Source organism: Nonomuraea sp. NPDC005730, assembly GCF_040630865.1.
Taxonomy (GTDB): Bacteria; Actinomycetota; Actinomycetes; order Streptosporangiales; family Streptosporangiaceae; genus Nonomuraea.
Window position 1 is genome coordinate 1 of record NZ_JBEXYK010000041.1, and the last position, 21,228, is coordinate 21,228.

18 protein-coding genes are annotated in these 21,228 nt (G+C 72.2%); 9 read left to right on the forward strand and 9 right to left on the reverse strand.

Features of this window, described 5'->3' with window-relative positions; translation table 11 throughout:
- Positions 1-214: 214 nt before the first annotated feature.
- The 4 genes from ABZ444_RS34040 (at position 215) to ABZ444_RS34055 (ending at position 6,581) form a co-directional block, all read left to right on the forward strand.
- Positions 215-1,771 carry a glycosyl hydrolase family 18 protein gene (locus ABZ444_RS34040; RefSeq protein WP_358006011.1) on the forward strand — a complete coding sequence of 519 codons (1,557 nt, stop codon included), beginning with the start codon at positions 215-217 and terminating at the stop codon, positions 1,769-1,771.
- 160 nt (positions 1,772-1,931) lie between these two features.
- On the forward strand, positions 1,932-3,311 hold the full coding sequence (locus ABZ444_RS34045) for a xylan 1,4-beta-xylosidase (RefSeq protein ID WP_358006014.1): 1,380 nt from the start codon (positions 1,932-1,934) through the stop codon (positions 3,309-3,311).
- A gap of 127 nt (positions 3,312-3,438) precedes the next feature.
- Positions 3,439-5,028, forward strand: a complete 1,590-nt coding sequence (locus ABZ444_RS34050) for a carboxylesterase family protein (RefSeq protein WP_358006016.1) — start codon at positions 3,439-3,441, stop codon at positions 5,026-5,028.
- Positions 5,025-6,581, forward strand: coding sequence for a PQQ-binding-like beta-propeller repeat protein (locus ABZ444_RS34055; RefSeq protein ID WP_358006019.1), 1,557 nt, complete (start codon positions 5,025-5,027; stop codon positions 6,579-6,581). Before ABZ444_RS34050 ends, ABZ444_RS34055 begins: the two co-directional genes overlap by 4 nt.
- On the opposite strand, the gene ABZ444_RS34060 is transcribed toward ABZ444_RS34055, so the two are convergent.
- Positions 6,526-7,593, reverse strand: coding sequence for a substrate-binding domain-containing protein (locus tag ABZ444_RS34060; protein ID WP_358006022.1), 1,068 nt, complete (start codon positions 7,591-7,593; stop codon positions 6,526-6,528). The two genes, ABZ444_RS34055 and ABZ444_RS34060, sit on opposite strands and share 56 nt — an antisense overlap.
- Complete coding sequence (locus tag ABZ444_RS34065; protein ID WP_358006025.1) at positions 7,580-9,991, reverse strand: glycoside hydrolase family 3 N-terminal domain-containing protein; 2,412 nt, start codon at positions 9,989-9,991, stop codon at positions 7,580-7,582. The genes ABZ444_RS34060 and ABZ444_RS34065 overlap by 14 nt, the downstream gene beginning before the upstream one ends.
- 354 nt (positions 9,992-10,345) lie before the next feature.
- On the opposite strand from ABZ444_RS34065, the gene ABZ444_RS34070 reads away from it, so the two are divergent.
- Genes ABZ444_RS34070 through ABZ444_RS34080 form a run of 3 tightly spaced genes read left to right on the forward strand, consistent with a single transcriptional unit; the run spans position 10,346 to position 13,504 of the window.
- A complete protein-coding gene (locus ABZ444_RS34070; RefSeq protein WP_358006028.1) occupies positions 10,346-11,698 on the forward strand; it encodes an extracellular solute-binding protein in 1,353 nt (450 codons plus the stop codon).
- Positions 11,695-12,618 (forward strand): sugar ABC transporter permease, encoded by a 924-nt coding sequence (locus ABZ444_RS34075; RefSeq protein WP_358006031.1) that lies wholly within the window; start codon positions 11,695-11,697, stop codon positions 12,616-12,618. Before ABZ444_RS34070 ends, ABZ444_RS34075 begins: the two co-directional genes overlap by 4 nt.
- A gap of 1 nt (position 12,619) precedes the next feature.
- Complete coding sequence (locus tag ABZ444_RS34080; RefSeq protein ID WP_357979751.1) at positions 12,620-13,504, forward strand: carbohydrate ABC transporter permease; 885 nt, start codon at positions 12,620-12,622, stop codon at positions 13,502-13,504.
- Here ABZ444_RS34080 and ABZ444_RS34085 read toward each other — a convergent pair.
- The 4 genes from ABZ444_RS34085 to ABZ444_RS34100 form a co-directional block, all read right to left on the reverse strand.
- On the reverse strand, positions 13,465-14,442 hold the full coding sequence (locus ABZ444_RS34085; protein ID WP_358006034.1) for a lysophospholipid acyltransferase family protein: 978 nt from the start codon (positions 14,440-14,442) through the stop codon (positions 13,465-13,467). The two genes, ABZ444_RS34080 and ABZ444_RS34085, sit on opposite strands and share 40 nt — an antisense overlap.
- Positions 14,439-15,155 carry a GNAT family N-acyltransferase gene (locus ABZ444_RS34090; protein WP_358006037.1) on the reverse strand — a complete coding sequence of 239 codons (717 nt, stop codon included), beginning with the start codon at positions 15,153-15,155 and terminating at the stop codon, positions 14,439-14,441. Before ABZ444_RS34090 ends, ABZ444_RS34085 begins: the two co-directional genes overlap by 4 nt.
- Before the next feature lie 101 nt (positions 15,156-15,256).
- Positions 15,257-16,261: a TerC/Alx family metal homeostasis membrane protein gene (locus ABZ444_RS34095; protein ID WP_358006040.1), complete on the reverse strand. Its 1,005-nt coding sequence runs from the start codon at positions 16,259-16,261 to the stop codon at positions 15,257-15,259.
- A 211-nt stretch (positions 16,262-16,472) separates the two neighbouring features.
- Complete coding sequence (locus tag ABZ444_RS34100; protein WP_358006043.1) at positions 16,473-17,372, reverse strand: helix-turn-helix domain-containing protein; 900 nt, start codon at positions 17,370-17,372, stop codon at positions 16,473-16,475.
- Between the two features lie 14 nt (positions 17,373-17,386).
- On the opposite strand from ABZ444_RS34100, the gene ABZ444_RS34105 reads away from it, so the two are divergent.
- Together ABZ444_RS34105 and ABZ444_RS34110 are read left to right on the forward strand one after the other, a co-directional pair.
- Complete coding sequence (locus ABZ444_RS34105; RefSeq protein ID WP_358006046.1) at positions 17,387-18,139, forward strand: lytic polysaccharide monooxygenase; 753 nt, start codon at positions 17,387-17,389, stop codon at positions 18,137-18,139.
- Between the two features lie 81 nt (positions 18,140-18,220).
- Complete coding sequence (locus ABZ444_RS34110; protein ID WP_358006049.1) at positions 18,221-19,579, forward strand: hypothetical protein; 1,359 nt, start codon at positions 18,221-18,223, stop codon at positions 19,577-19,579.
- Positions 19,580-19,583: 4 nt separating this feature from the next.
- Here the strand turns inward: ABZ444_RS34110 and ABZ444_RS34115 are convergent, their stop codons facing one another.
- The 3 genes from ABZ444_RS34115 to ABZ444_RS34125 are packed head-to-tail and all read right to left on the reverse strand — an operon-like array spanning position 19,584 to position 21,175.
- On the reverse strand, positions 19,584-20,054 hold the full coding sequence (locus ABZ444_RS34115) for an SRPBCC family protein (RefSeq protein ID WP_358006052.1): 471 nt from the start codon (positions 20,052-20,054) through the stop codon (positions 19,584-19,586).
- Entirely contained in the window at positions 20,047-20,394 is a 348-nt protein-coding gene (locus tag ABZ444_RS34120; RefSeq protein ID WP_358006055.1) for a metalloregulator ArsR/SmtB family transcription factor, read from the reverse strand. The genes ABZ444_RS34115 and ABZ444_RS34120 overlap by 8 nt, the downstream gene beginning before the upstream one ends.
- A 34-nt stretch (positions 20,395-20,428) precedes the next feature.
- Positions 20,429-21,175, reverse strand: a complete 747-nt coding sequence (locus tag ABZ444_RS34125) for an SDR family oxidoreductase (RefSeq protein WP_358006058.1) — start codon at positions 21,173-21,175, stop codon at positions 20,429-20,431.
- Positions 21,176-21,228: the final 53 nt, after the last annotated feature.

Consider the following 21,228-nt stretch of genomic DNA (forward strand, 5'->3'; position numbering starts at 1 on the left):
GACATATACCCAAAACCTCCTTATAATTTAACGTATAAGGGTTACGGGGGGGCGCCGCGGGGGGCGGGGGGGGGGGGGGGGGCCCCGCCCCCCACGTCCGTGATATGACCCAAATGGTATGCAAGCTCCGTGGACAACTTTAAAGTTTCTTTACATAATCCGATGAACCCGCTGGTCGCGGGCCCGCGCTCGGGCGACGAAAGGGTTGTCCACCATGAAGCGAACGCGCCGTCTCCTCGTCGTGCTGCTGGCCTCCGTCCTGGCGGCACTGGGCGTCCTCGTCGTCCAGACCTCCGCCCAGGCGGCCAACCTCCTCACCAATCCGGACTTCGAGACCGGATCCCTGTCGCCGTGGTCGTGCACCGGCGGCCTGGGGTCGGTGGTCTCCACCCCGGTCCACTCCGGCACCAAGGCGCTGGCCGCGGCGGCCAGCGGGTCCGACACCGCGCAGTGCACCCAGTCGGTGTCGGTGCGGCCGAGCACGACGTACACGCTGAGCGCATGGGTGCGCGGCAGCTACGTCTATCTCGGCGTGACCGGCGGCTCCTCCTCCTGGACGTCGTCGGCGGGGGCGTACACGCGGCTCACCGTGTCGTTCACGACCACCGCGAGCCAGAGCACCGCGGTCATCTTCCTGCACGGCTGGTACGGGCAGGGCACCTACTACGCCGACGACGTCAGCTTCGACGGCCCCGGCGGCACCGCCTCCCCCACGATCACCCCGACCGTGACGCCGACCGTGACCCCCACCGTGACCCCGACGGTGACGCCCACGGTCACGCCCACAGTCACGCCGACCGTGACGCCGACCGACACCACCTGCCCGACCAAGCCGCGCCCGGCCGGCAAGGTGATCCAGGGCTACTGGGAGAACTGGGACGGCGCGATCAACGGCGTGCACCCGCCGCTCGGCTGGATCCCGATCACCGACCCGCGCATCAAGGCGCACGGCTACAACGTGATCAACGCCGCGTTCCCCGTCATCCGCTCCGACGGCACCGTGCTGTGGGAGGACGGCATGGACGCCACCGTCAAGGTCGCCACCCCGGCCGAGATGTGCCAGGCCAAGGCCGCGGGCGCGACGATCCTCATGTCCATCGGCGGCGCGGCGGCCGGCATCGACCTCGGCTCCAGCGCCGTCGCCGACCGCTTCGTGGCGACCGTCGTGCCGATCCTGAAGAAGTACAACTTCGACGGCATCGACATCGACATCGAGACCGGCCTGACCGGCGGCGGCAGCATCACCCAGCTCTCCGCCTCGCAGTCGAACCTCATCCGGATCATCGACGGCGTGCTCGCCCAGATGCCGGCCGGGTTCGGCCTGACCATGGCGCCGGAGACGGCGTACGTGACGGGCGGCAGCGTGACGTACGGGTCGATCTGGGGCGCGTACCTGCCGATCATCAAGAAGTACGCCGACAACGGCCGCCTGTGGTGGCTGAACATGCAGTACTACAACGGCAGCATGTACGGCTGCTCCGGCGACTCCTACTCCGCCGGCACCGTGCAGGGCTTCACCGTGCAGACCACCTGCCTGAACAACGGCCTGACCATCCAGGGCACGACGATCACCGTGCCCTATGACAAGCAGGTGCCGGGCCTGCCCGCGCAGCCGGGCGCCGGCGGCGGGTACATGGCCCCCTCGCTGGTGTCGCAGGGCTGGAACGCCTTCAACGGCCAGCTCAAGGGCCTGATGACCTGGTCGATCAACTGGGACGGCTCGAAGGGCTGGACGTTCGGGGACAACGTCAAGGGCCTGCAGGGCCGCTAGGGACGGGACGCGGCGGCCTTCCGGCGCGCCAGGGGCGCCGGAAGCGCCGCCGTGTCCGCGAGATAACGCTTGGCTGTGAATCCGGCCCACTGGTTTGCCGCGTTTGCGGGGGCATGGAACGCTCTAGGCAAAAAGCGCCGAGGACCAGGTGGGGATTCAGGTGTCAACAGTAAGCGGGAGGACGGCGGCGCGGCGTTCCGGCCGGTTGGCCACCTGCGTCATGGGGTTCGCCGCCATGGCGCTGCTCGCGGCCGGCTGCTCCTTCGGCGCCACCGCCGGCCAGGAGACCACCGGCGCCCAGCCGCCGGCGGCGTCCTCGCCCGCCGCCACCGCCAAGGCGCTCAAGCCGCCGCCCGTGGACGCCGACTGGCCGCGCTGGGGCCTGACCCACACCGGCGTCAGCGCCAACAACATCACCCCGCGCCTGGAGCAGGACGTCGCCCGCGCGCTGTCCGAGACGCCGATGCTGCAGAACCAGCACATCATGGGCTTCGGGGCGCTCAACCCCGAGCCGCGCCGGGGCGAGTACTTCTGGGAGGACCTCGACAGCCGGACGAACTTCATGCGGGAGTCCGGCGGCACCGGCGTCATCACGCTGTGCTGCGCCCCCGACTGGATGAAGGGCGGCCCCGAGGGCCCGACCGAGGAGTCGGCCTGGAAGGAGCACCTGGAGGACGCGCCGTACCCGGAGCACTTCGACGACTTCGCCAAGCTGGCGGCGACCGTGGCCGAGCGCTACCGGGACGTGAAGTACTTCATGGTCTGGAACGAGTTCAAGGGCTTCTGGCGTGACCACAAGAAGCCCGCGGACTACAAGGGCTACACCGAGCTGTACAACAAGGTGTACGACGCGGTGAAGGCGGTCCGTCCGGACGCCAAGATCGGCGGGCCGTACCTGGGCTTCGACAGCGACAGCAAGGGCGACACCGAGCTGCGCGGCCCGTGGGGGGCGGTCAACCAGCACGCCCTCGACGCCTTCGAGTACTGGTTCAAGCACAAGAAGGGCGCCGACTTCGTCGTCGTGGACGGCGCCTCCCCCACCGAGACCCACGAGCTGCTGCCGGACGCGTTCGGCGCCCTGGGCAAGTTCGGCGCGATCACCAAGTGGCTGCGCGAGAAGACCGGCGACCTGCCGGTGTGGTGGTCGGAGTGGTACTTCGTGCCCGAGGACGGCACCGTCTGGGACGAGCCCATGCGGCTGGCCGTGCAGGCAGTCTCGATGATGGAGTTCGCCCAGAGCGGCGCGAGCACGGCCCTTTACTGGAACCCGCAGGCCAAGGACGGCGAGTGCCGGGCCTGCATGTGGGAGCCGCGGACGGGCGCGCTGATGCCCACCGGCAAGCTGGTGAGCGACTTCACCCGCTGGTTCCCGGCGGGCGCCGAGCTGGAGCCGGTCACCTCCTCCGACCGGCGGGTGCGGGTGCTGGCCCAGCCCCGGCAGCTGCTCGCGGTCAACACCACGGGCAAGCAGGTCACCACGACGGTGGACGGCAAGGAGCTGACGCTCAAGCCGTACGAGATCAAGTGGAGCGACCGCTAGCCGGAGGCGGCGCGCGGTGATCACACGGGCGAGATGGCGGTCCGGTATGACGGCCGCCATTGATCCGGCTGACTCGCCTTGACACGATGCGCAAGATCCCGTGTCAATCCACCGAGGGAACCTGCGCATGTTGAAGCTCCGACCAGGGCTGAGCGCGCTCGTCGTGATCGCGTCGCTCAGCCTGACGACGCCGCCCTCGCAGGCGGCACCGCGCAGCGCGCCCGCCTGCGCGCCCGGCACGACCGTCACCACCGACTCGGGCCAGGTGTGCGGGATCGCGGGCGAGGGCCTGCGCTCCTGGCTCGGCATCCCCTACGCCGCCCCACCCGTCGGCGACCTGCGCTGGACGCCCGCGCGCCGGGCCACGCCCTGGCCCGGCGTGTTCTCCGGCACCGGGCGGGGCAGCCCGTGCCCGCAGGCGGAGCTGCTCGGCTCCCCCTCCGAGGACGAGGACTGCCTCAAGCTCAACGTCGCCGCCCCCGAAGGGGCCCGGAATCTGCCCGTCATGGTGGAGTTCCACGGCGGCGGCTTCCGGTACGGCGCCCCGTCCGACGGCTCCTACCTGGCCAGAGCGGGCAACGTCGTGCACGTCGGCGTCGGCTACCGGCTGGGCATCCTGGGCTTCCTGTCACATCGGGCCTTCGGCCGGAACGCCGGCAACTACGCCCTGTCCGACCAGCAGGAGGCGCTGCGCTGGGTACGGCGCAACATCGTCCGCTTCGGCGGCGACCCCGGCAACGTGACGATCTTCGGGGCCAGCGCGGGCGGGTCGAGCGTCTGCGCGCACACGGCGTCGCCGACGGCGAAGGGCCTGTTCGAGAAGGGGATCGTGCAGAGCGGCGAGTACAACTCGCTGCGCGGCGTGAACACCTTCTGGCAACCGCAGGACTGCAAGGCCGAGCTGCCCACGCAGGCCGAGGCGCAGGCCCAGGGCGGCAGGTTCGCCGCCGCGCTCGGCTGCGAGCAGGCCGCCGACCCGGCCGCGTGCCTGCGGGCCGAGCCGGTCAAGGCGCTGCTCGACCAGTCCTCCGACGGGCTCGGCCCGGACCGCGGGACGATCGCCCCCATCGTGGACGGCCGCATCCTGACCATGTCGCCGTCGCGGGCGTTCGCCAGGGGCAAGGTCAACAAGGTCGCCCTCATGCGCGGCGTGGGCCGCGACGAGGTCCAGCTCCCCGCCGCGAACACCCCGGACGAGTACGAGACCCTGGTCCGCCGGCAGTACGGCCCCCTCGCCCCCGAGGTGCTCGCCCGCTACCCGCTGGCCAGGTTCCCCGCTCCGGCGGCGTTCATCGCGTACCGGACGATCGTGGCCGACAGCAACTCGGTCTGCCCGGCGCTGCTCAACGACGAACGGCTGGCCGCGCACATCCCGGTGTACGCCTTCCAGGTAGACAACACCGACGCGCCGCCGCTGTTCTTCCTCGACCAGACCAAGCCGAACGGCGCCTTCCACATCAGCGAGGTGCCCTTCCTGTACTCCGACGTCAAGGACATGGACGCCAACCAGCGCTCCTTCGGCGCCCAGCTCGTCGCCCAGTGGACGGGCTTCGCCCGTACCGGCGACCCGACCGCGGAGGGGACCCCGCTCTGGCCCCGCTACACCCGCACCGACCCCGCCGTCATGTCCCTGGCCCCGGCCGGTGACAGCCAGGTGACGCGGGAGATCGCCAGGCAGCACCAGTGCGCGTTCTGGAACAAGGAGGCGACCTCATGATCCGGCTGCTGACCGCGCTCTGCCTCGCGCTGCTGCAGGGCCCGGCGCCCGCGCAGGCGGCGACCGGAGGCGACTGGCCCATGTGGCAGCAGGGCCCGCTGGGCTGGCGGCACAACGCGGCCGAACGCGCGATCAACCCGCGCACGGTCGGCGGCCTCGCGCTGAAGTGGGCCTTCGCCTATCCCAAGGAGGCCGGCACGCCGCGCAGCCAGCCCGCCGTCGTGGGCGACACCGTGTACTTCGGCTCCCCCGAAGGCAAGCTGTACGCCAGGGACGCCGCCACCGGCGCCGCCCGCTGGGAGTTCGACCTGACCACCGTCGGCACCGGCCGCACCCAGGTGCAGGACGGCCCGGCCGTGGCCAGGGGCAAGGTGTACTTCGGCGACGTGCGCGGCTGGTTCTACGCCGTCGACCAGCACACCGGCCGCCTGGCCTGGGCCCGCAGGCTCGACGACACCATCACGGCGATCGTGACCAGCTCGCCCCTGGTCTTCGGCGACCGCGTCTACGTCGGCGTCTCCAGCGGCGAGAACATCATCGGCAAGGAGCACGCCTGCTGCACCTTCCGCGGCCACCTCGACGCCATGGACGCCGACACCGGCCGCCCGGTCTGGCGCTTCAACACCGTCCCGAAGGCCCGCCAGGACGGCACCTGGCCCAACGGCGTCCCCCGGTACGCCCCCTCGGGCGGCGGCGTGTGGAGCTCCCCGGCCCTCGACCCGGTCACCCGCACCCTGTACGTCGGCACCGGCCAGAACTACACCGGCAGCGCCGGCCACTACGACTCCGTACTGGCGCTGGACATCGACACCGGCCGGCCGCGCTGGACCCGGCGGATGACCGACGTGGACACCTGGCGGCTGGAGTGCTCGCTGCCCACCCCCGAGGACCGCGAGTACTGCCCCAACTTCCCCGACGGCACCGCGCTCGACTTCGACCTCGGGGCCGCGCCCAACCTGTTCAGGGCGGGCGGGCGCGCCCTGGTCGGCATCGGGCAGAAGGCGGGGGTGTACCACGTGCTCGACGCCCGCACCGGAAAGATCGTCTGGCAGCGGCAGCTGTCCAAGCCGATGCCCGGCGGCGGCCTGTCCGGCGTCCAGTGGGGCACCTCCTTCGACGGGCAGCGCCTGTACGTGGCCACGTACATGGCCCAGCCCGGCACCCTGTTCGCCCTCGACCCGGCGACCGGGCACCTGCTGTGGGAGACGCCCAACCCGGCCGACGGCTGCGCCACCGGCGGCGCGGCCCAGTACCCGAACGTCTGCCGCCTCGGCCACACCCCGGCCGTCTCCAGCACGCCCGGCCTGGTCTGGGAGGGCAGCATGGACGGCAAGATGCGGGCCTACTCGGCGCGCACCGGCGAGGTCGTGTGGGCCTACGACACCATGCAGGAGGTGCAGGGCGTCAACGGCCTGACCGGGCGCGGCGGGGCCGTCTCGGGCGGTGGCGGGGCCGTGGTGTCGCACGGCATGCTGTTCGTCCAGTCCGGGTACTCCTTCACGCCGTACCCGAACCCGTACGGGTCGGTGTTCCTGGCCTTCGGCCTTCCGTAGGCGCCGCCGGGGCGGTCGAGCCGCGCACCACCAGCTCGGTCGCCAGCTCGACATGGTGGGAGTCGATCCGCTCGCCGGCCGCCAGCCGCAGCGCGGTGCGCAGGGCCGCCCGGCCCATCTCGCGCAGCGGCTGGCGCACGGTGGTGAGCTGCGGCGAGGCCATCCGCGCGATCTGCGTGTCGTCGAAGCCGACGATGCTCAGGTCCTCCGGGATGCGCAGGCCGCGCGACCTGGCGGCCTCCATGACCCCGAGCGCGATCTCGTCGCAGCCGGCGAAGATCGCGGTCGGGGGCTCCGGCAGGTCGAGCACGCTCGCGCCGTTGACCAGGCCGTCCTGGTAGTGGAAGTGGGCGGTGCGGACGTAGCCGGGCGGCTCGGGCGCGCCGGCCGCCTCCAGCGCCGCGCGGTAGCCGTGCAGGCGGGCCTGGTTGCAGGCCGAGGTCGGCGGGCCGCCGATGTAGGCGATGCGGCGGTGGCCCAGGGACAGCAGGTGCTGGGTGGCGGTCAGGCCGCCGGCGAAGTTCGTCGAGCCGACGCTGGTCACGCTGGTGGTCGGCAGGTTGAGCGGGTCGATCACGACCAGCGGCAGCCGGGCCCGCGTCAGCGCCCCGAGCTGCGCGCCGGTCAGCTCGCTGGTCACCACGATGAGCGCCCGCCGCCCGGCGGCGACCAGGTCGCGCGCCCAGCCGCCGGTGCGCTGGTGGCTCTTCCTGATGCTGACGACGACCGACGTCTCCAGCTCGTCGCCGGCCTCGATCGCGCCGTGGATGATCTCGGTGGAGTAGGCGTTGAGGTCGTCGTCGAACTGCACCTCGACCGTGGCGGGGCCGCCCGCCTCACCGCGGCGCGGCGTGGCGGGCACGTAGTCGTGCTGCTGGAGCAGCGACTGCACCAGCGAACGGGTCGCCGGGGCCACGTCGCTGCGGCCGTTGAGCACCTTGGAGACGGTGGCGACGGACACGCCGGCCGAGGCCGCGACGGTGGCCAGCGTGGCGCGCCTAGGAGCCGGCATCTGTTCCTCCTCGGATCTCCACGGGTGTGACCAGCCGCCTGCCGGTGCCGGCGGGCCGCGCCGGCCCGGTCAGCCGGACCACGCCGCGGCACGGCAGGTCGGCGGCGGACGTGCCGACGAGCACCTCGACGTCTCCGGGCTCCACGACGCGCCGCAGGTCGCGCCCGGTGAAGGCGGTCCTGTCGGTGTGGACGAGGAAGGAGACCCGCCTGCTCTCCCCCGGTTCGAGGTGCACCCCGGCGAAGCCGGTGAGCTGCTTCACCGGCCTGGTGACCTGGGCGAGGACGTCGTGCAGGTAGAGCTGCACGACCTCGTCGCCCGCCCGGCCGCCGGTGTTGGCGACGCGGACCGAGACGGTGAACTCGCCGTCGGTCGGGACCTCGGCGGCGCTGAGCCGCAGGTCGCCGACCTCGAAGGAGGTGTAGGAGCGGCCGTGCCCGAAGGGGAACAGCGGGGTGGGATCGAGGTTGCTGATGCCCTTGCTGTCGGCTCCGAGCGGGGGCTGCAGGTAGGTGCCCGGCTGCCCGCCAGGATGGCGGGGTATCTGCACGGGAAGCTTGCCTCCAGGCTGGACACGACCGCTCAGTATACCGGCGATCGCCCCGCCGCCCTCCTCTCCCGGCATGAACGCCTGGACCAGCCCGGCGGCTCCGGCGTGCACCTCGCCCAGCGCGTACGGGCGGCCGGAGACGACCACCACGACGACCGGCGCGCCCGTCGCGAACAGCTCGGCCAGCAGGTCTGCCTGGAGCCCTGGCAGCCGCAGGTCCTCGGCGTCGCAGCCCTCGCCCGACGTGCCCTGGCCGAACAGGCCGGCCAGGTCGCCCACGACCGCGACGCACAGGTCGGCCTCGCGGGCGGCGACGGCCGCCGCGGCGAACCCGGACCGGTCGCCGCCCTGGACCGCGCACCCCGGCTCGTGCACGATCTCGGCGCCGGGCAGCTCGGCGCGCAGCGCGTCCAGCACGGTCGGGGCCTCGACGCCGAGCCCGAGCCCGGGGTGGCGGGGCAGCACGTGGTTGGGGAAGGCGTAGCAGCCCATGAACGTGCGCGGGTCGTCGGCGCACGGGCCGACGACGGCGATCCGCCCGAGACCCGCGCGCAGCGGCAGCGCGGTCCCGGCGTCGAGCAGCACGATCGAGCGTTCGGCCAGCTCGCGGGCGAGGGCGCGGTTGGCGGCCGAGTCCAGCTCGACGTCCTGGGCGCCGGCCACCGAGCCCTCCGGCGTCCAGCCGGGGTCGAGCAGGCCGAGCTGCACCTTCTGGGTGAGCAGCCGGCGCGCGGCGCGGTCGATCAGCGACTCGGGCAGCTCGCCCCGGCGCACCCGCTCGACCAGGTGGGCGCCGAAGCCGAGGGTGTCGGGCAGCTCGACGTCCACGCCCGCGGCGAGCGCCTGCGCCCCCGCGTCCTGCGGGCCGGCGGCCACCTGGTGCATGGTCGCCAGGAACGGGACCGCCCAGTAGTCGGACACGACGGTGCCGGTGAACCCCCATTCCTCGCGCAGCAGCTCGGTCAGCAGCCAGGAGTCGACGGCGGCGGGCACGCCGTCGACGTCGGAGTAGGAGTTCATCACCGAACGGGCGCCGCCCAGGGTGACGGCCGCCTCGAACGGCGGCAGGATCATGTCCATCAGCTCGCGGCGGCCCATCGGGACCGGGCCGTGGTTGCGGGCGGCCCGCGCGGCCGAGTACCCGGCGAAGTGCTTGAGCGTGGCGATCACGCCGGCGCTCTCCAGGCCGCGTACGTACGCCGCGCCGAGCATCGAGACCAGGTACGGGTCCTCGCCCATCGTCTCCTCGACCCGGCCCCACCGGTAGTCGCGGACCACGTCGAGCACCGGGGACAGGCCCTGGTGGACGCCCACGGCGTGCATGTCCCGTCCGATGGCCGCGGCCATGCGCTCGACCAGGCCGGGGTCGAAGGTGGCGGCCCAGGCGATGGCCGCCGGGTAGACGGTGGCGCCGTAGGTGGTGAAACCGGTCAGGCATTCCTCGTGCACGAGGGCGGGGATGCCGAGCCTGGACAGGCCGACGACCTCGCGTTGCAGCCGCACCACCTCGGCGGCGCCCTCGGCCACCGTCACCGGGACGCTGCCGAACACGCGGGTCAGGTGGCCGAGCCCGTGCCGGGCGGCCTCGGCCAAGGGGACGGTGCCGGAGGCGGCGAAAACGTCCTGCATGGGGGCCACGTTGTGGGTGCCCGTGCCGTCCGGGTCGGGGACGGGGGCCGCCTCCTCGTGCGCCATGTCGTTGCCCACCCACCGGCTGCCGAGCTGGGCGACCTTCTCCTCCAGCGTCAACTCCTGAAGGAGGGCCTCGACGCGCTCGGCCACGGGAAGCGCCGGGTCCAGCCACGGACCGAGGACCCGATCCGCCGGGGTCCGATCTAGAGCCGTCATGAACTGCACTCCTTCAAGAGTTCCTGCCGCAAAGTTTCGAAACATTTCGGAGCCGGGCCTGCCACCTGCACAATGCCGCAACTGGGGCAGAATATCCAGCTAGATGACCGCGCGAGATTACTACACAGGCCCGGCCGCCGCCCAGGCCGGGTTTCACGACAGAGGTCTTGACAGGGTAATGGCCGAAATCTAGATTGACGTGCCGCGCGGTCATGTCGCAAATGTTTCGACTAGTTCACTCAACGGCGAGCGGACGAGCGGCATTGGGGGGTTTGCCGATCCGACCGCCGGCCAACGCGTCCCAAGGACAACCGAGCCGCGGCCAGGCCACGGCATTCGAGTACGGAGATCAGCGTGGAGACCAGGACAACCTCTCGCCGCACCTTCCTCAGCCTCTCGATGGGGCTGCCCCTGGGAGCCGCGCTCGCCGCCTGCGGCACGTCCGGCCCCACCCGCGCGGGTGGCGGCGGCGCGACCGGCGGTGGGGGCGGCGGCGCCAAGGCCACCTACTGGTACCTGTCGGTCGAGCCGCAGGAAGGCGTGCGCCGCCGGGCGATCGAGCGCTTCAACAAGGCCAACCCCAACACCCCGATCGAGGGCACGGCGTTCCAGAACGACGCCTACAAGACCAAGATCAAGACGGCCATCGGCGCCGGCCAGGCCCCCACGCTGATCTGGGGCTGGGGCGGCGGCACGCTGCGCAGCTACGTGCAGGCGGGCCAGGTCGAGGACCTCACGTCCTGGTTCTCCGAGAACGCCGCCGTCAAGGACCGGCTGTTCCCCTCCTCCTTCGGCGCGGCCACCGTGGACGGCAAGATCTACGCGATGCCGTGCGAGACCGTGCAGCCGATCGTCCTGTACTACAACAAGGAGGTCCTGGAGAAGGTCGGCGTGCAGCCCCCGACGACCTGGGGCGAGATCATGGACATCGTGCCCAAGATCAACGCCAAGGGCATCGCGCCGTTCTCACTCGGCGGCCAGTCGCGCTGGACCAACATGATGTGGCTGGAGTTCCTGTTCGACCGGATCGGCGGCCCCGAGGTGTTCCAGGCGGTGTTCGACGGCCAGAAGGACGCCTGGTCCAACCCCGCCGCCCTCGACGCCCTGACCAAGATGCAGGACCTGATCAAGGCGAACGGCTTCATCAAGGGCTTCTCCTCCATCACCGCCGACTCCAACGCCGACCAGGCGCTGCTCTACACCGGCAAGGCCGCGATGATGCTGCACGGCGGCTGGACGTACGGCGGCATGAAGAACGACGGCGGCGACTTCGTCCCCGGCGGCCACCTCGGCTACATGAACTTCCCGCCAGTGGACGGCGGCAAGGGCGACCCGAGCAACACCGTCGGCAACCCCGGCCAGTACCTGTCGATCTCCGCCAAGGCCACCCCCGAGCAGAAGGAGATCGCCAAGAAGTTCCTCACCAGCGGCGTGCTCGACCAGACCGAGGTCAAGGAGTGGGCGGACACGGGCGCCGTGCCGATCGTCAAGGGCGCCGACGCGGCCTTCGCCGCCTCCCCCGACGCCGAGTTCCTGAAGTTCGTCTACGGCATCGCCAGCAACGCCAGCACCTTCGCCCAGTCGTGGGACCAGGCGCTCAGCCCGACCGCCGCCGAGGTGCTGCTGGACAACATCGCCAAGCTGTTCCAGCTGTCCATCTCGCCGCAGCAGTTCCAGACGAACATGAACGCGGTCATCGGCAAGTGAGCGTGATCCCGATCCCCGCCGGGCGGCGGGCGCCGGCGGCGGCCGGGCGAGGGGGCCGCGGCTCCCTCGCCTGGCTGGCCGTCCCGGCGTTGCTGCTCTTCGTCGCCTTCGGCGTGATCCCGCTGATCGGGGTCCTCGTCCTCAGCTTCACCTCCTGGGACGGGCTCGGCGACATCGGCTTCGCCGGCCTGTCGAGCTGGCGGGCCGTGCTCGCCGACCCCGGGCTGCCGCACGCGCTGTGGGTGACGTTCCTGGTGATGGCCGCGTCCTGGGCGGTGCAGACGCCGGCCAGCATCCTGCTCGGGGTGTTCCTGGCCGGCCGGCAGCGCTACCGGGCCGTGCTGTCGGTGTTCTACTTCATCCCGCTGCTGCTCAGCTCGGCCGCCGTCGCCATCACCTACAAGGCGCTGCTGGACCCGAACTTCGGGCTCGGCGCCGGGCTCGGCCTCGACCTGCTGGCCCAGGACTGGCTGGGCGAGCCCGTCCTCGCCTTCAGCGTGGTGATCTTCGTGGTGTCGTGGCAGTTCATCCCGTTCCACTCGCTGATCTACCAGGGCGGCGTGCGGCAGATCCCGCGCTCGATGTACGAGGCCGCCCAGCTCGACGGCGCGGGCCGGGTGCGCACGTTCTTCAGCATCACGCTGCCGCAGCTCAAGTACACGATCATCACGTCCTCGACGCTGATGGTGGTCGGGTCGCTGACGTTCTTCGACCTGATCTTCGTGCTGACCGCGGGCGGTCCCGGCGACGCCACCCGGGTGCTCGCCCTGGACATGTACAAGCGGGGGTTCCAGGCCAACCTGATGGGCCCGGCCAGCGCGATCGCGGTGATCCTCGTGCTCGTGGGCCTGGCGCTGGCGCTGCTGCTGCGCCGCCTCGGCGGTCGCGACGCCGCGGCGAGCCAGCTGGAAGGGGCCTGACATGGCGACGACGCTGACGAAGCCGGCGCGGCGGGCCGCCGGGGCGTCCCGGCGGGCGGGCGGCCCGGCCGCCGCCCGCCGCAACTGGGTGGCCGGGGTGGCCGGGTGGATCTGGCTGGCGATCGTGGTGGTCCCGATCTACTGGATCGTCATCACCAGCTTCAAGGAGCAGAGCTCCTACTACGCCTCCAACCCGCTCGCGCCGCCGTCGGAGCCGACGCTGGGGGCCTACCGGATGGTGCTGGAGTCGGACTTCGCGCTGTACTTCCTCAACAGCCTCCTCCTCACCCTCGGCGCGGTGGTCCCGGCCGTCGGGGTGTCGTTCATGGCGGCGTACGCGATCGTGCGCGGCGGCGGGCGGTTCCTGCGCGGGGTGAACTCGCTGTTCCTCATGGGGCTGGCGATCCCGCTCCAGGCCACGATCATCCCGATCTACCTGATCATCATCCGGCTGCACCTGTACGACTCGCTGCTGGGCATGATCCTGCCCTCCATCGCGTTCGCGATCCCGCTGTCGGTGCTGGTGTTGTCGAACTTCATCAGGGACGTGCCCAAGGAGCTGTTCGAGTCGATGCGGCTGGACGGCGCCACCGACTGGGGCATGCTCTGGCGGCTGACCTTCCCGCTGACCCGCCCCGCCGTGGTGACGGTGACGATCTACAACGCGCTGACCATCTGGAACGGCTTCCTGCTGCCGCTGATCCTGACCCAGAGCCCGGACAAGCGCACGCTGCCGCTGGCGTTGTGGACGTTCCAGGGCCAGTACAGCGTGAACGTGCCCGCCGTGCTCGCCTCGGTCGTCCTGACCACGCTGCCCATCCTGATCCTCTACGTGGTGGGCCGCCGTCAGCTGCTCAGCGGGCTGACCGCGGGCTTCGGCAAGTGAGCGACGGTCCTCCCCCGCTCCCGCTCGGGAGGGCCGTCCATCGCGGCGCGTACCAGGGCCTCGGCGTCCCTGGCCAGGGCGGCCCGCGCCCGCTGGCGGCCGGCCGGCGGGGCGGCGCGCAGGGGGGCCAGCAGGCGCACCTCGACGGCCAGCCGCCGGGTCGCGGCCACCCGGAGCACCGAGGCGAGCAGTGAGTCCTCGCCCACGTAGCAGGCGCGGGTCGAGGGCCGGCCGTCCTCGCAGTAGCGCAGCGTCGTGGGCCGTACGGCGGCGCCCGCGTCGATCGCCGCCTGGAACACCGCCGGCCGGAAGTCGCCCATGCCGAGGCCGCACCACGTGGTGCCCTCGGGGAAGGCCACGACGGTGTCGCCCGCCCGCAGCGCCGCGGCCACGGCGGCGACCACCGACGGCAGCGCGGACAGGCGTTCCCTGTCGATGAACAGCGCGCCCGAGCCCGCGGCCAGCGTGCGGACGACCGGCCAGGCGGCGATCTCCCGCTTGGCCAGCGGGCGCGAGGGCACGGCGGCCGCGATGACCAGCGGGTCCAGCCACGACACGTGATTCGCCACGACCAGCACCCCGGCCTCCCCACCTCCTCCAGAACCCGCGGCCCCGACCCCGGACCCGCACTCGACCCCGGCCCCGGCCCCGGCCCCGGCCCTGGTCGGCGGCCGGGTCGCCTCCGCCGGATCCTCGGCGACGAGGTCCAGGTGGATGCCCAGGGCGCGCAGCATGAGCCGGGCCCACGTCCCGGTGACGCGCGCCCGCACGTCCGGGCGGGCGTGGCGGAACGCCAGCGCCACCGGCACCCCGGCGAGCACCACCAGGGCCGCCGCGAGCAGCCGCAGCGCCCGGCGGGCCGCCCCCGCACCGACGACCGCCGCCCCCACGCACATGTCCGGCGTGCACGGCCCCGTACGCAGCCACGGGCCGGTCACGGCGTCCCGCCCAGGAAGTGACGCAGGTAGCGGGTGTTCACCTGGGCCATCGAGAGCAGCACGAAGAAGTCGGCCGTGCCGAAGTCCCGGTCGTGCGCGGGCGGCCCGCACACCCACGCGCCCAGCCGCAGGTAACCGCGGAGCAGGGCGGGCGGCACGAACCGGTCGGAGCGCGGCGCGCCGTCGGCCTGCCAGGGCACGTGCGGCGTGACGCGGTGCTCCTCGGGGCCGAGCGGCACCCGCCCGGCCACCCCGGCCGCCAGCGCGCCGCCGTCGTCGAGCGGCACCGAGCAGCAGCCCGCCAGCCACTGGTGGCCGCCGTCCACCATGTACCGGGCGATCCCGGCCCACATCAGCGCGACCACCGCGCCGTCCCGATGGTCCGGGTGCACGGTGGTACGCCCTGCTTCGACCAGGTTGTTCCGGATGGGGGCGAGGGCGCGCAGGTCGAACTCGCCGTCGGAGTAGAGCCGGTCTGACCGTCCCGGCGGCAGCAGCCGGTACGTCCCCACCACCCGCCGCCCCTCCCGCACCAGGAGGTGGTCGCAGTAGGCGTCGAACCGGTCCACGTCGAGGCCGGAGACCGGGCTGTCGAGCCGCGCCCCCATCTCCTCGGCGAAGACCTCGTACCGCAGCCGCTGGGCCGCCTGGAGGTCGGCGGGGCTCGTGGCCATGCCGACCGTGTACCGGCTCGTGTCAAGAGAGATCGTCATGGGCGCGGGGTCCTTCCCTGAAAGCGTCTCGCGACCATGTCGTCATGCCGACATGACGGCCGGCTCTCGCGTCGGGGGCACCCAGGCGTCGGAGCGGTGAACTAGCTCGCGGCCTCCTTCTCGCGGTCGCGGCGGTTGGCGTACAGGCTGGTCAGGGTGACCGTGGTCAGGACGGCGACGATCACGCCGAGCGAGGCGAGCGTCGGGATCTGCGGCATCCAGTCCCACACGCCGTGCGCCCAGTGCAGCATGAGCTTGACCCCGATGAAGGCCAGGATGACGCTCAGCCCGTGGTTGAGGTGGCGCAGCTTGGCCAGGACGCCCTGCAGCACGAAGTACAGCGCCCGCAGGCCCATCAGCGCGAAGGCGTTGGTGGCGAAGACCAGGAACGGGTCCTCGGTCACGCCGTACACGGCCGGCACGGAGTCCACGGCGAAGACGATGTCCGTACCGAGGACGGCGACGGCGGCCAAGGCCAGCGGCGTCAGGGCCAGCCGCCCGCCCTCGCGCACGGCCAGCCGGGAGCCGCGGTAGTCGTCGGTGACCGGCACGAACCGGCGCACCAGCCGGACGCTGCGCATGGAGGAGATGTCCACCTGCTGCTCGTGGCCGCCGAGCACGTCCTTGAGGATCTTCCCGGCGGTGACGATGAGGATCGCGCCGAACAGCAGGAACGCCCACGTGCCGCTCTGCAGGGCGGCGGCGCCGAGCCAGATGAAGATGCCGCGCAGGACGAGCGCGCCGACGATCCCGTACAGCAGGACCTGCCGGGCCAGCGCCGGCGGGACGGCGAACGCGGCCAGCAGCAACATGAACACGAACAGGTTGTCCACCGACAACGACTTCTCCACCACGAACCCGGTGAAGAACTCCACGGCGACGCCGCCGCCGTGGTCCGCCCACAGGTAGAGGCCGAAGATCACCGGCAGCACCAGGTAGAACACCGACCAGCCGGCCGCCTCGCGCATGCGGACCTCGTGCGGGCGCCTGGTCAAGAAGAGATCCAGCGCCAGCAGCAGCACGAGCCCGGCGATCGCGACCAGCCAGAGGGTGGGCGTGGCGATGGTGGTCAGGGCGGGGGCAGCCTGCAATGTGCCCGGGGGCATGGGTCCTCCTCGAACGCGCGTCATCGTTCGAGGTCTCCTTCGCCCGTGCGCCGATCGCGCGGGCGGCCGCCCGGGGACGTCTGGGACGTCCGTACTGACCGGGCCGGCGCTTGCGAAGTACTCCCCTCGGCACCCTCAGCCTAGGCGATGTCACGACATGTCACCACCTGTTGGCCCGCGCCATCTGGGACGGCCGTGAGCGCCGGGTGACTCAATCTCCGTTGAGGACGCGCACCATCCACTCCAGCGACCCCGTGCTGAGCACCTCGTCCGCGAGGCGCTTCGCGGACGCCGTCCGTAGCGCGGCGAGCGAGCTGTCGATCCACGGCTGGACGTTCTGGTGTCCTTGCTCGCGGTACTCGACGGCCTGCATCAGGCATTCGAGCTTGTCGGCGTCACGAGCGCAGACGGCCTCAAGTCCAATGTCGAGGGGCGCAGTATGACCAGTGACCACAGCGTGTGGGCCCACCACGTCGAGGTAGGGAATGGCGGAGTCCAGCTTGCCGGCCGCCCGGCCCGTGTCGGCACGCTCGGCCACGACCTTCAGGTGCTCGAAGAAGTGCGCGCGTTCGTCGGGCAGAAGGGAAGGTGAGGTGGCCACCGGCCCCCGGCGGCCGGTGCCCCGCGCGGTTCCCGCCATGGCGGACGGAGCCGTCCCGGTGAACGGCCAGGCCACGAGGTCGGTGAGCGGACGCGTGATCACCCATGAGGCCAGTGGATGATCCTCGGCCCGGGCCTTCCCCGGCTCGGTGCCGAGCACGTGGCCGACGAACCGGTCGGCTTCAAGGGCCATGTCCAGTTGGAAGAGCAGGCGCGATCGGATGCCGAGCCGCAGGAGCCAGTGCCGCGATGACAGGTACGTCCCCGTGGAGATCGCCATCAGCGGGCGGCGCCCGGATTCCCATCCCTGAATCGTCGTGACGTCCAGGCCGAGAGGTTCGGCGAACCGTTCCTGGGTCATCCCGGTGGACTCACGGATGACCTTGAGCACATGGCCGGAGATCCTCGGGCCCGACGGAATCAACCAGCCTGACTGCGGGGCGGAAAAGCGCTGACTGCGCCATTTACCGTTAGGAAACTTTCCTTTATATTTGGGAGCATCCCCCAGCATGAAGGAACGGTGACATGCGCAGAGTATGGACCTTCTTAGCCATGGCGGCGGTCTCCGTCGCCACCGTCGTCGCCCTGTCCCCGCCGGCCTCGGCGCACGGTTACATCTCCGACCCGCCCAGCCGCCAGGCCAACTGCGCGGCCGGCAAGGTCAAGAACTGCGGCCAGATCATCTGGGAGCCGCAGAGCGTCGAGGGCCCCAAGGGCCTGCGCAACTGCAGCGGCGGCGACGCCCGGTGGGCTCCGCTGGACGACGACAGCAAGGCCTGGCCCGCCGCGTCCGTCGGCGACACGGTCAACTTCAAGTGGCTCATCGAGGCCCGGCACGCCACCAGCACGTGGGACTACTACGTCGGCAGCACCCGGATCGCCTCGTTCAACGACCACGGCAGGGAACCGGGCGCGACAGTGACGCACACCGTCAGCCTGGGCGGCCGGACCGGGCGCATCAAGCTGCTGGCCATCTGGAACATCGCCGACACGGAGAACGCCTTCTACAACTGCGTCGACCTCCAGGTGGGTCCCGGCGGACCGACGCCGACCCCCACCGCCACCCCGACGCCGACCCCCACGCCCACCCCGACCCCCACGGTGACCCCCACGGTGACCCCCACCCAGGGCCCGACCGGCAACTGGACGGCGGGCACCGCGTACAAGTCGGGTGACCAGGTGGTCTACAACAACGTCACCTACCGCTGCGTCCAGCCGCACACGGCGCTGCCCGGCTGGGAGCCGCCGAACGTGCCCGCCCTGTGGCAACGGGTGTGATCGTCTAGCTCCGGTGCACGGGGGCGGTGCGGTCGGCCATGATGGACGGGCCGGCCGCACCCCCCTTCCGGAAGGACGTCGATGAAGCGACTTCTCCTCGCCCTCGGCGTCGTCGCCGGGGTGGCGGCGGCCGTCTGGGGCGCCGTCCTGGTGCTGTCCGCGACGGCCGGTCCGGCGCCGGCCAGGCAGCGATTGGCCGTCGCCCCGCTGGTCGTGCAGGACAGCGTGATCACCGACGGCGGCGGCCAGGTCGTCGAGAAGCTCGCCCCCGACTGCGCGGCCAGCCGCCACCCCGCCTTCTGCCGCCGGGTGCACGACGAGCTGACCGCGATCGATCCGCGGCTGCTCACCCGGGGCGGCCTGGTCGTCGCCACCACCCTCGATCCGCGGGCGCAGCAGGCGGCGCGGCGGGCCGTCGAGGGGCGGGTCCGCCCGGGTGACGCGCCCGTCGCCGTCGAGGCCATGGTGGCGCCCGGCAGCGGCGAGATCAGGGCGCTGGCCGCCAGCCGTGGCGACGGCGCGCACGCCCTGTCGCAGGGCTCCACGGCGATGGCGTACACGCTCGCGGCGGCGCTGTCCGGCGGCTTCCGCTACGACGACGGCTTCCCCCGCGCCCGCTCCTTCCGGGCCACCGGCTACAACTCCTTCACCAACTGCAAGGGCGAGAACGTCGGCGACCCCACCCACACGGTCGTCGGCCCCGGCGGCGGGGACGGCGGCGCGTTCACCACCCTGCGTTCGGCCGCCCGCGCCGCGCCGAACCCCTTCTTCCTGCGGCTGGAGGAGCGGGTCGGCCTCTGCCAGACCGTGCGCACGGCGCAGCGGCTCGGCCTCGCCCGCCGCGACGGGACACCGCTGCAGGAGTACGAGACGTTCACGCTCGGCATCAACGAGGCGGACACCGTCACCGTCGCCGGCACCTACGCCACGCTCGCCGCCCACGGCCTGCGCTGCGCGCCGCGGGCCGTCAAGGAGGTCCGCGACGGCTCCGGCAAGGTGCTGCACGCCCTCGCCCCCCGGTGCGAGCAGGTTCTGGACGCGGCCGTCGCCGACGCGGTGACCGGCCTGCTGCGGACCGGCGGCCTCGGCCGGGACGCGGCGGCCCTGGCGGGCAGGATCCCCGACCTCGGGTCGGCCTGGTACGCCGGCTACACCCCCGACCTGGCCGCCGCCGTCAGCCTCGGATTCCCCGACGAGTCCGAGCCCCGCACGTTCCCCGACGGGTCCCAGCGGCGCCCGCCCACCGCCGGGCGCGATCGGCCCACGCTCACCGGCCTGACCGTCGGCGGCCGCCGCTACGACACCGTGGACGGCACCACCATCCCCGGCCCGATCTGGCGGGCCTCGATGGCCGAGGCGCTGCGCGGGGCGCCGAAGTCCCACTTCCCGGAGCCGGACGAAGCCCGCTTCGGCGGCTGCCGCCTGGCCTGCCCGAAGTAACGCCTCAGCGGGCCTTCAGCAGCTCGGCGAGGCGGTCCATGGACTGGACGCCGCCCTTGGGTCCGTCGGCGCGGACGATGGCGTCGCGCGCCTCGACGGACGGGTGCACCGACTGGGCCACGTACCGGGTACGGCCGCCGGTCTCCTCCAGCCGGACGGTCTCCAGGGCCACCTCGCCCGGCGTGCCCTCGAACTCCCACGTGCGCACGTACCGCTCCGGCGGCACGACCGCGTGGTAGACGCCGCCGAAGGCGTACTCCCGGCCGCGGGCGTCGGTGTTGACGAAGCGCCACCGGCCGCCCGGCGCGACCTCCATGGCGTCCACCCGGGTGTCCAGCCAGTGGGGGCCCCACCAGCGCGGGATCAGCGCCGGGTCGGTCACGGCCCGGAACACGACGTCCCTGGGGGCGTCGAAGGCCCGGATCATGATGATGTCCTGGCGGCCGGGTTCGATGACGAATTCGGTCTCACCCATGGTCACGTCCTTCCTCGCTGTGCCGGAGCTTCCTGATCTCCTGGTCGAGCCGGTCGAAGCTGCCGGTCCAGCGGTCGCGGTAGCGGTCGATCCACGCGGAGGCGCCCTCCAGCGGCGCCGTCTCCAGGCGGCACGGCCGCCACTGCGCGTCGCGTCCGCGGCTGATCAGCCCGGCCCGCTCCAGCACCTTCAGGTGCTTGGACACGGCCTGCAGGCTCATCTCGAAGGGCTCGGCCAGCTCGTTGACCGTCGCCTCGCCGTCGGCCAGCCGGGCGAGGATCGCCCGCCGGGTGGGGTCGGCCAGGGCGGCGAAGGTGAGGCTGAGCTGGTCGTCGGGCATCGGTGGGTACGTTCCTTCCTGGGCGGTGCCGACCCTAATGGTCCACGATCGCGCCGCAGGAGACGTTCACGGTCGCCGACGTCATGGTCCGGGCCCGGTCGGAGGCGACGAACGCCGCCACGTCGCCCACGTCGGCGAGGGTGGCGAGCCGTCCGAGCAGGGTGGGCTCGCGCAGCTCCGCCTCCAGCGCGGCCTTGCCCGGGAACGAGCCGGGGACGCTCTCCGGCACGCCGCCGGTGATCAGGGTGACCACGCGCACGCCCTGCCCCCCGGCCTCGCACGCCCACTGGCGGCGGATGCCCTCCATGGTGTCCAGCGACACCTTGAACCCGCCCAGCCCCGGCTGCGTCTGCGGCCCCCCGCCACCGAACAGCAGGACGACGCCCGAACCGGCCATGTGCCGCACGGCGGCCCTGATGGTGAGGAACTGGGTGCGCGCGGCGACCTGGATCGGCCGCAGGAAGTCCTCGACGGAGATCTCGGCCAGCGGGCGCTGCACGTCCTGGACGGAGACGGCGTTGAACGAGACGTCGATGCGGCCCTCGCGGGCGGCCACCGAGCCGGTGAACGCGTCGACGGCCTGCTCGTCCAGCGCGTCCACGAGGGCGGTCGCCGCCGTGCCGCCGGCCGCACGGATGTCGTCGGCGACCTTGTCGAGCGGGGCCTGGGTGCGGCCGGCCAGGAAGACGCGGGCGCCCTCGCGGGCGAAGGCGCGGGCCACCGCGCCGCCGATCGAGCCGCCGCCGCCGTAGACCACCGCGATCTTTTCTCGGAGAAGCATCTCCACCTCCTTGTTCAACCCATTGGTTTATCAACCTACAGGTTGAATAGGTG

Coding starts and splice junctions, on each gene's coding strand:
- ABZ444_RS34040 (WP_358006011.1), top strand. CDS start 215: ATGAAGCGAACGCGCCGTCTCCTCGTCGTGCTGCTGGCCTCCGTCCTG.
- ABZ444_RS34050 (WP_358006016.1), top strand. CDS start 3,439: ATGTTGAAGCTCCGACCAGGGCTGAGCGCGCTCGTCGTGATCGCGTCG.
- ABZ444_RS34055 (WP_358006019.1), top strand. CDS start 5,025: ATGATCCGGCTGCTGACCGCGCTCTGCCTCGCGCTGCTGCAGGGCCCG.
- ABZ444_RS34060 (WP_358006022.1), bottom strand. CDS start 7,593: ATGCCGGCTCCTAGGCGCGCCACGCTGGCCACCGTCGCGGCCTCGGCC.
- ABZ444_RS34065 (WP_358006025.1), bottom strand. CDS start 9,991: ATGACGGCTCTAGATCGGACCCCGGCGGATCGGGTCCTCGGTCCGTGG.
- ABZ444_RS34080 (WP_357979751.1), top strand. CDS start 12,620: ATGGCGACGACGCTGACGAAGCCGGCGCGGCGGGCCGCCGGGGCGTCC.
- ABZ444_RS34090 (WP_358006037.1), bottom strand. CDS start 15,155: ATGACGATCTCTCTTGACACGAGCCGGTACACGGTCGGCATGGCCACG.
- ABZ444_RS34095 (WP_358006040.1), bottom strand. CDS start 16,261: ATGCCCCCGGGCACATTGCAGGCTGCCCCCGCCCTGACCACCATCGCC.
- ABZ444_RS34100 (WP_358006043.1), bottom strand. CDS start 17,372: ATGCTGGGGGATGCTCCCAAATATAAAGGAAAGTTTCCTAACGGTAAA.
- ABZ444_RS34105 (WP_358006046.1), top strand. CDS start 17,387: ATGCGCAGAGTATGGACCTTCTTAGCCATGGCGGCGGTCTCCGTCGCC.
- ABZ444_RS34110 (WP_358006049.1), top strand. CDS start 18,221: ATGAAGCGACTTCTCCTCGCCCTCGGCGTCGTCGCCGGGGTGGCGGCG.
- ABZ444_RS34115 (WP_358006052.1), bottom strand. CDS start 20,054: ATGGGTGAGACCGAATTCGTCATCGAACCCGGCCGCCAGGACATCATC.
- ABZ444_RS34120 (WP_358006055.1), bottom strand. CDS start 20,394: ATGCCCGACGACCAGCTCAGCCTCACCTTCGCCGCCCTGGCCGACCCC.
- ABZ444_RS34125 (WP_358006058.1), bottom strand. CDS start 21,175: ATGCTTCTCCGAGAAAAGATCGCGGTGGTCTACGGCGGCGGCGGCTCG.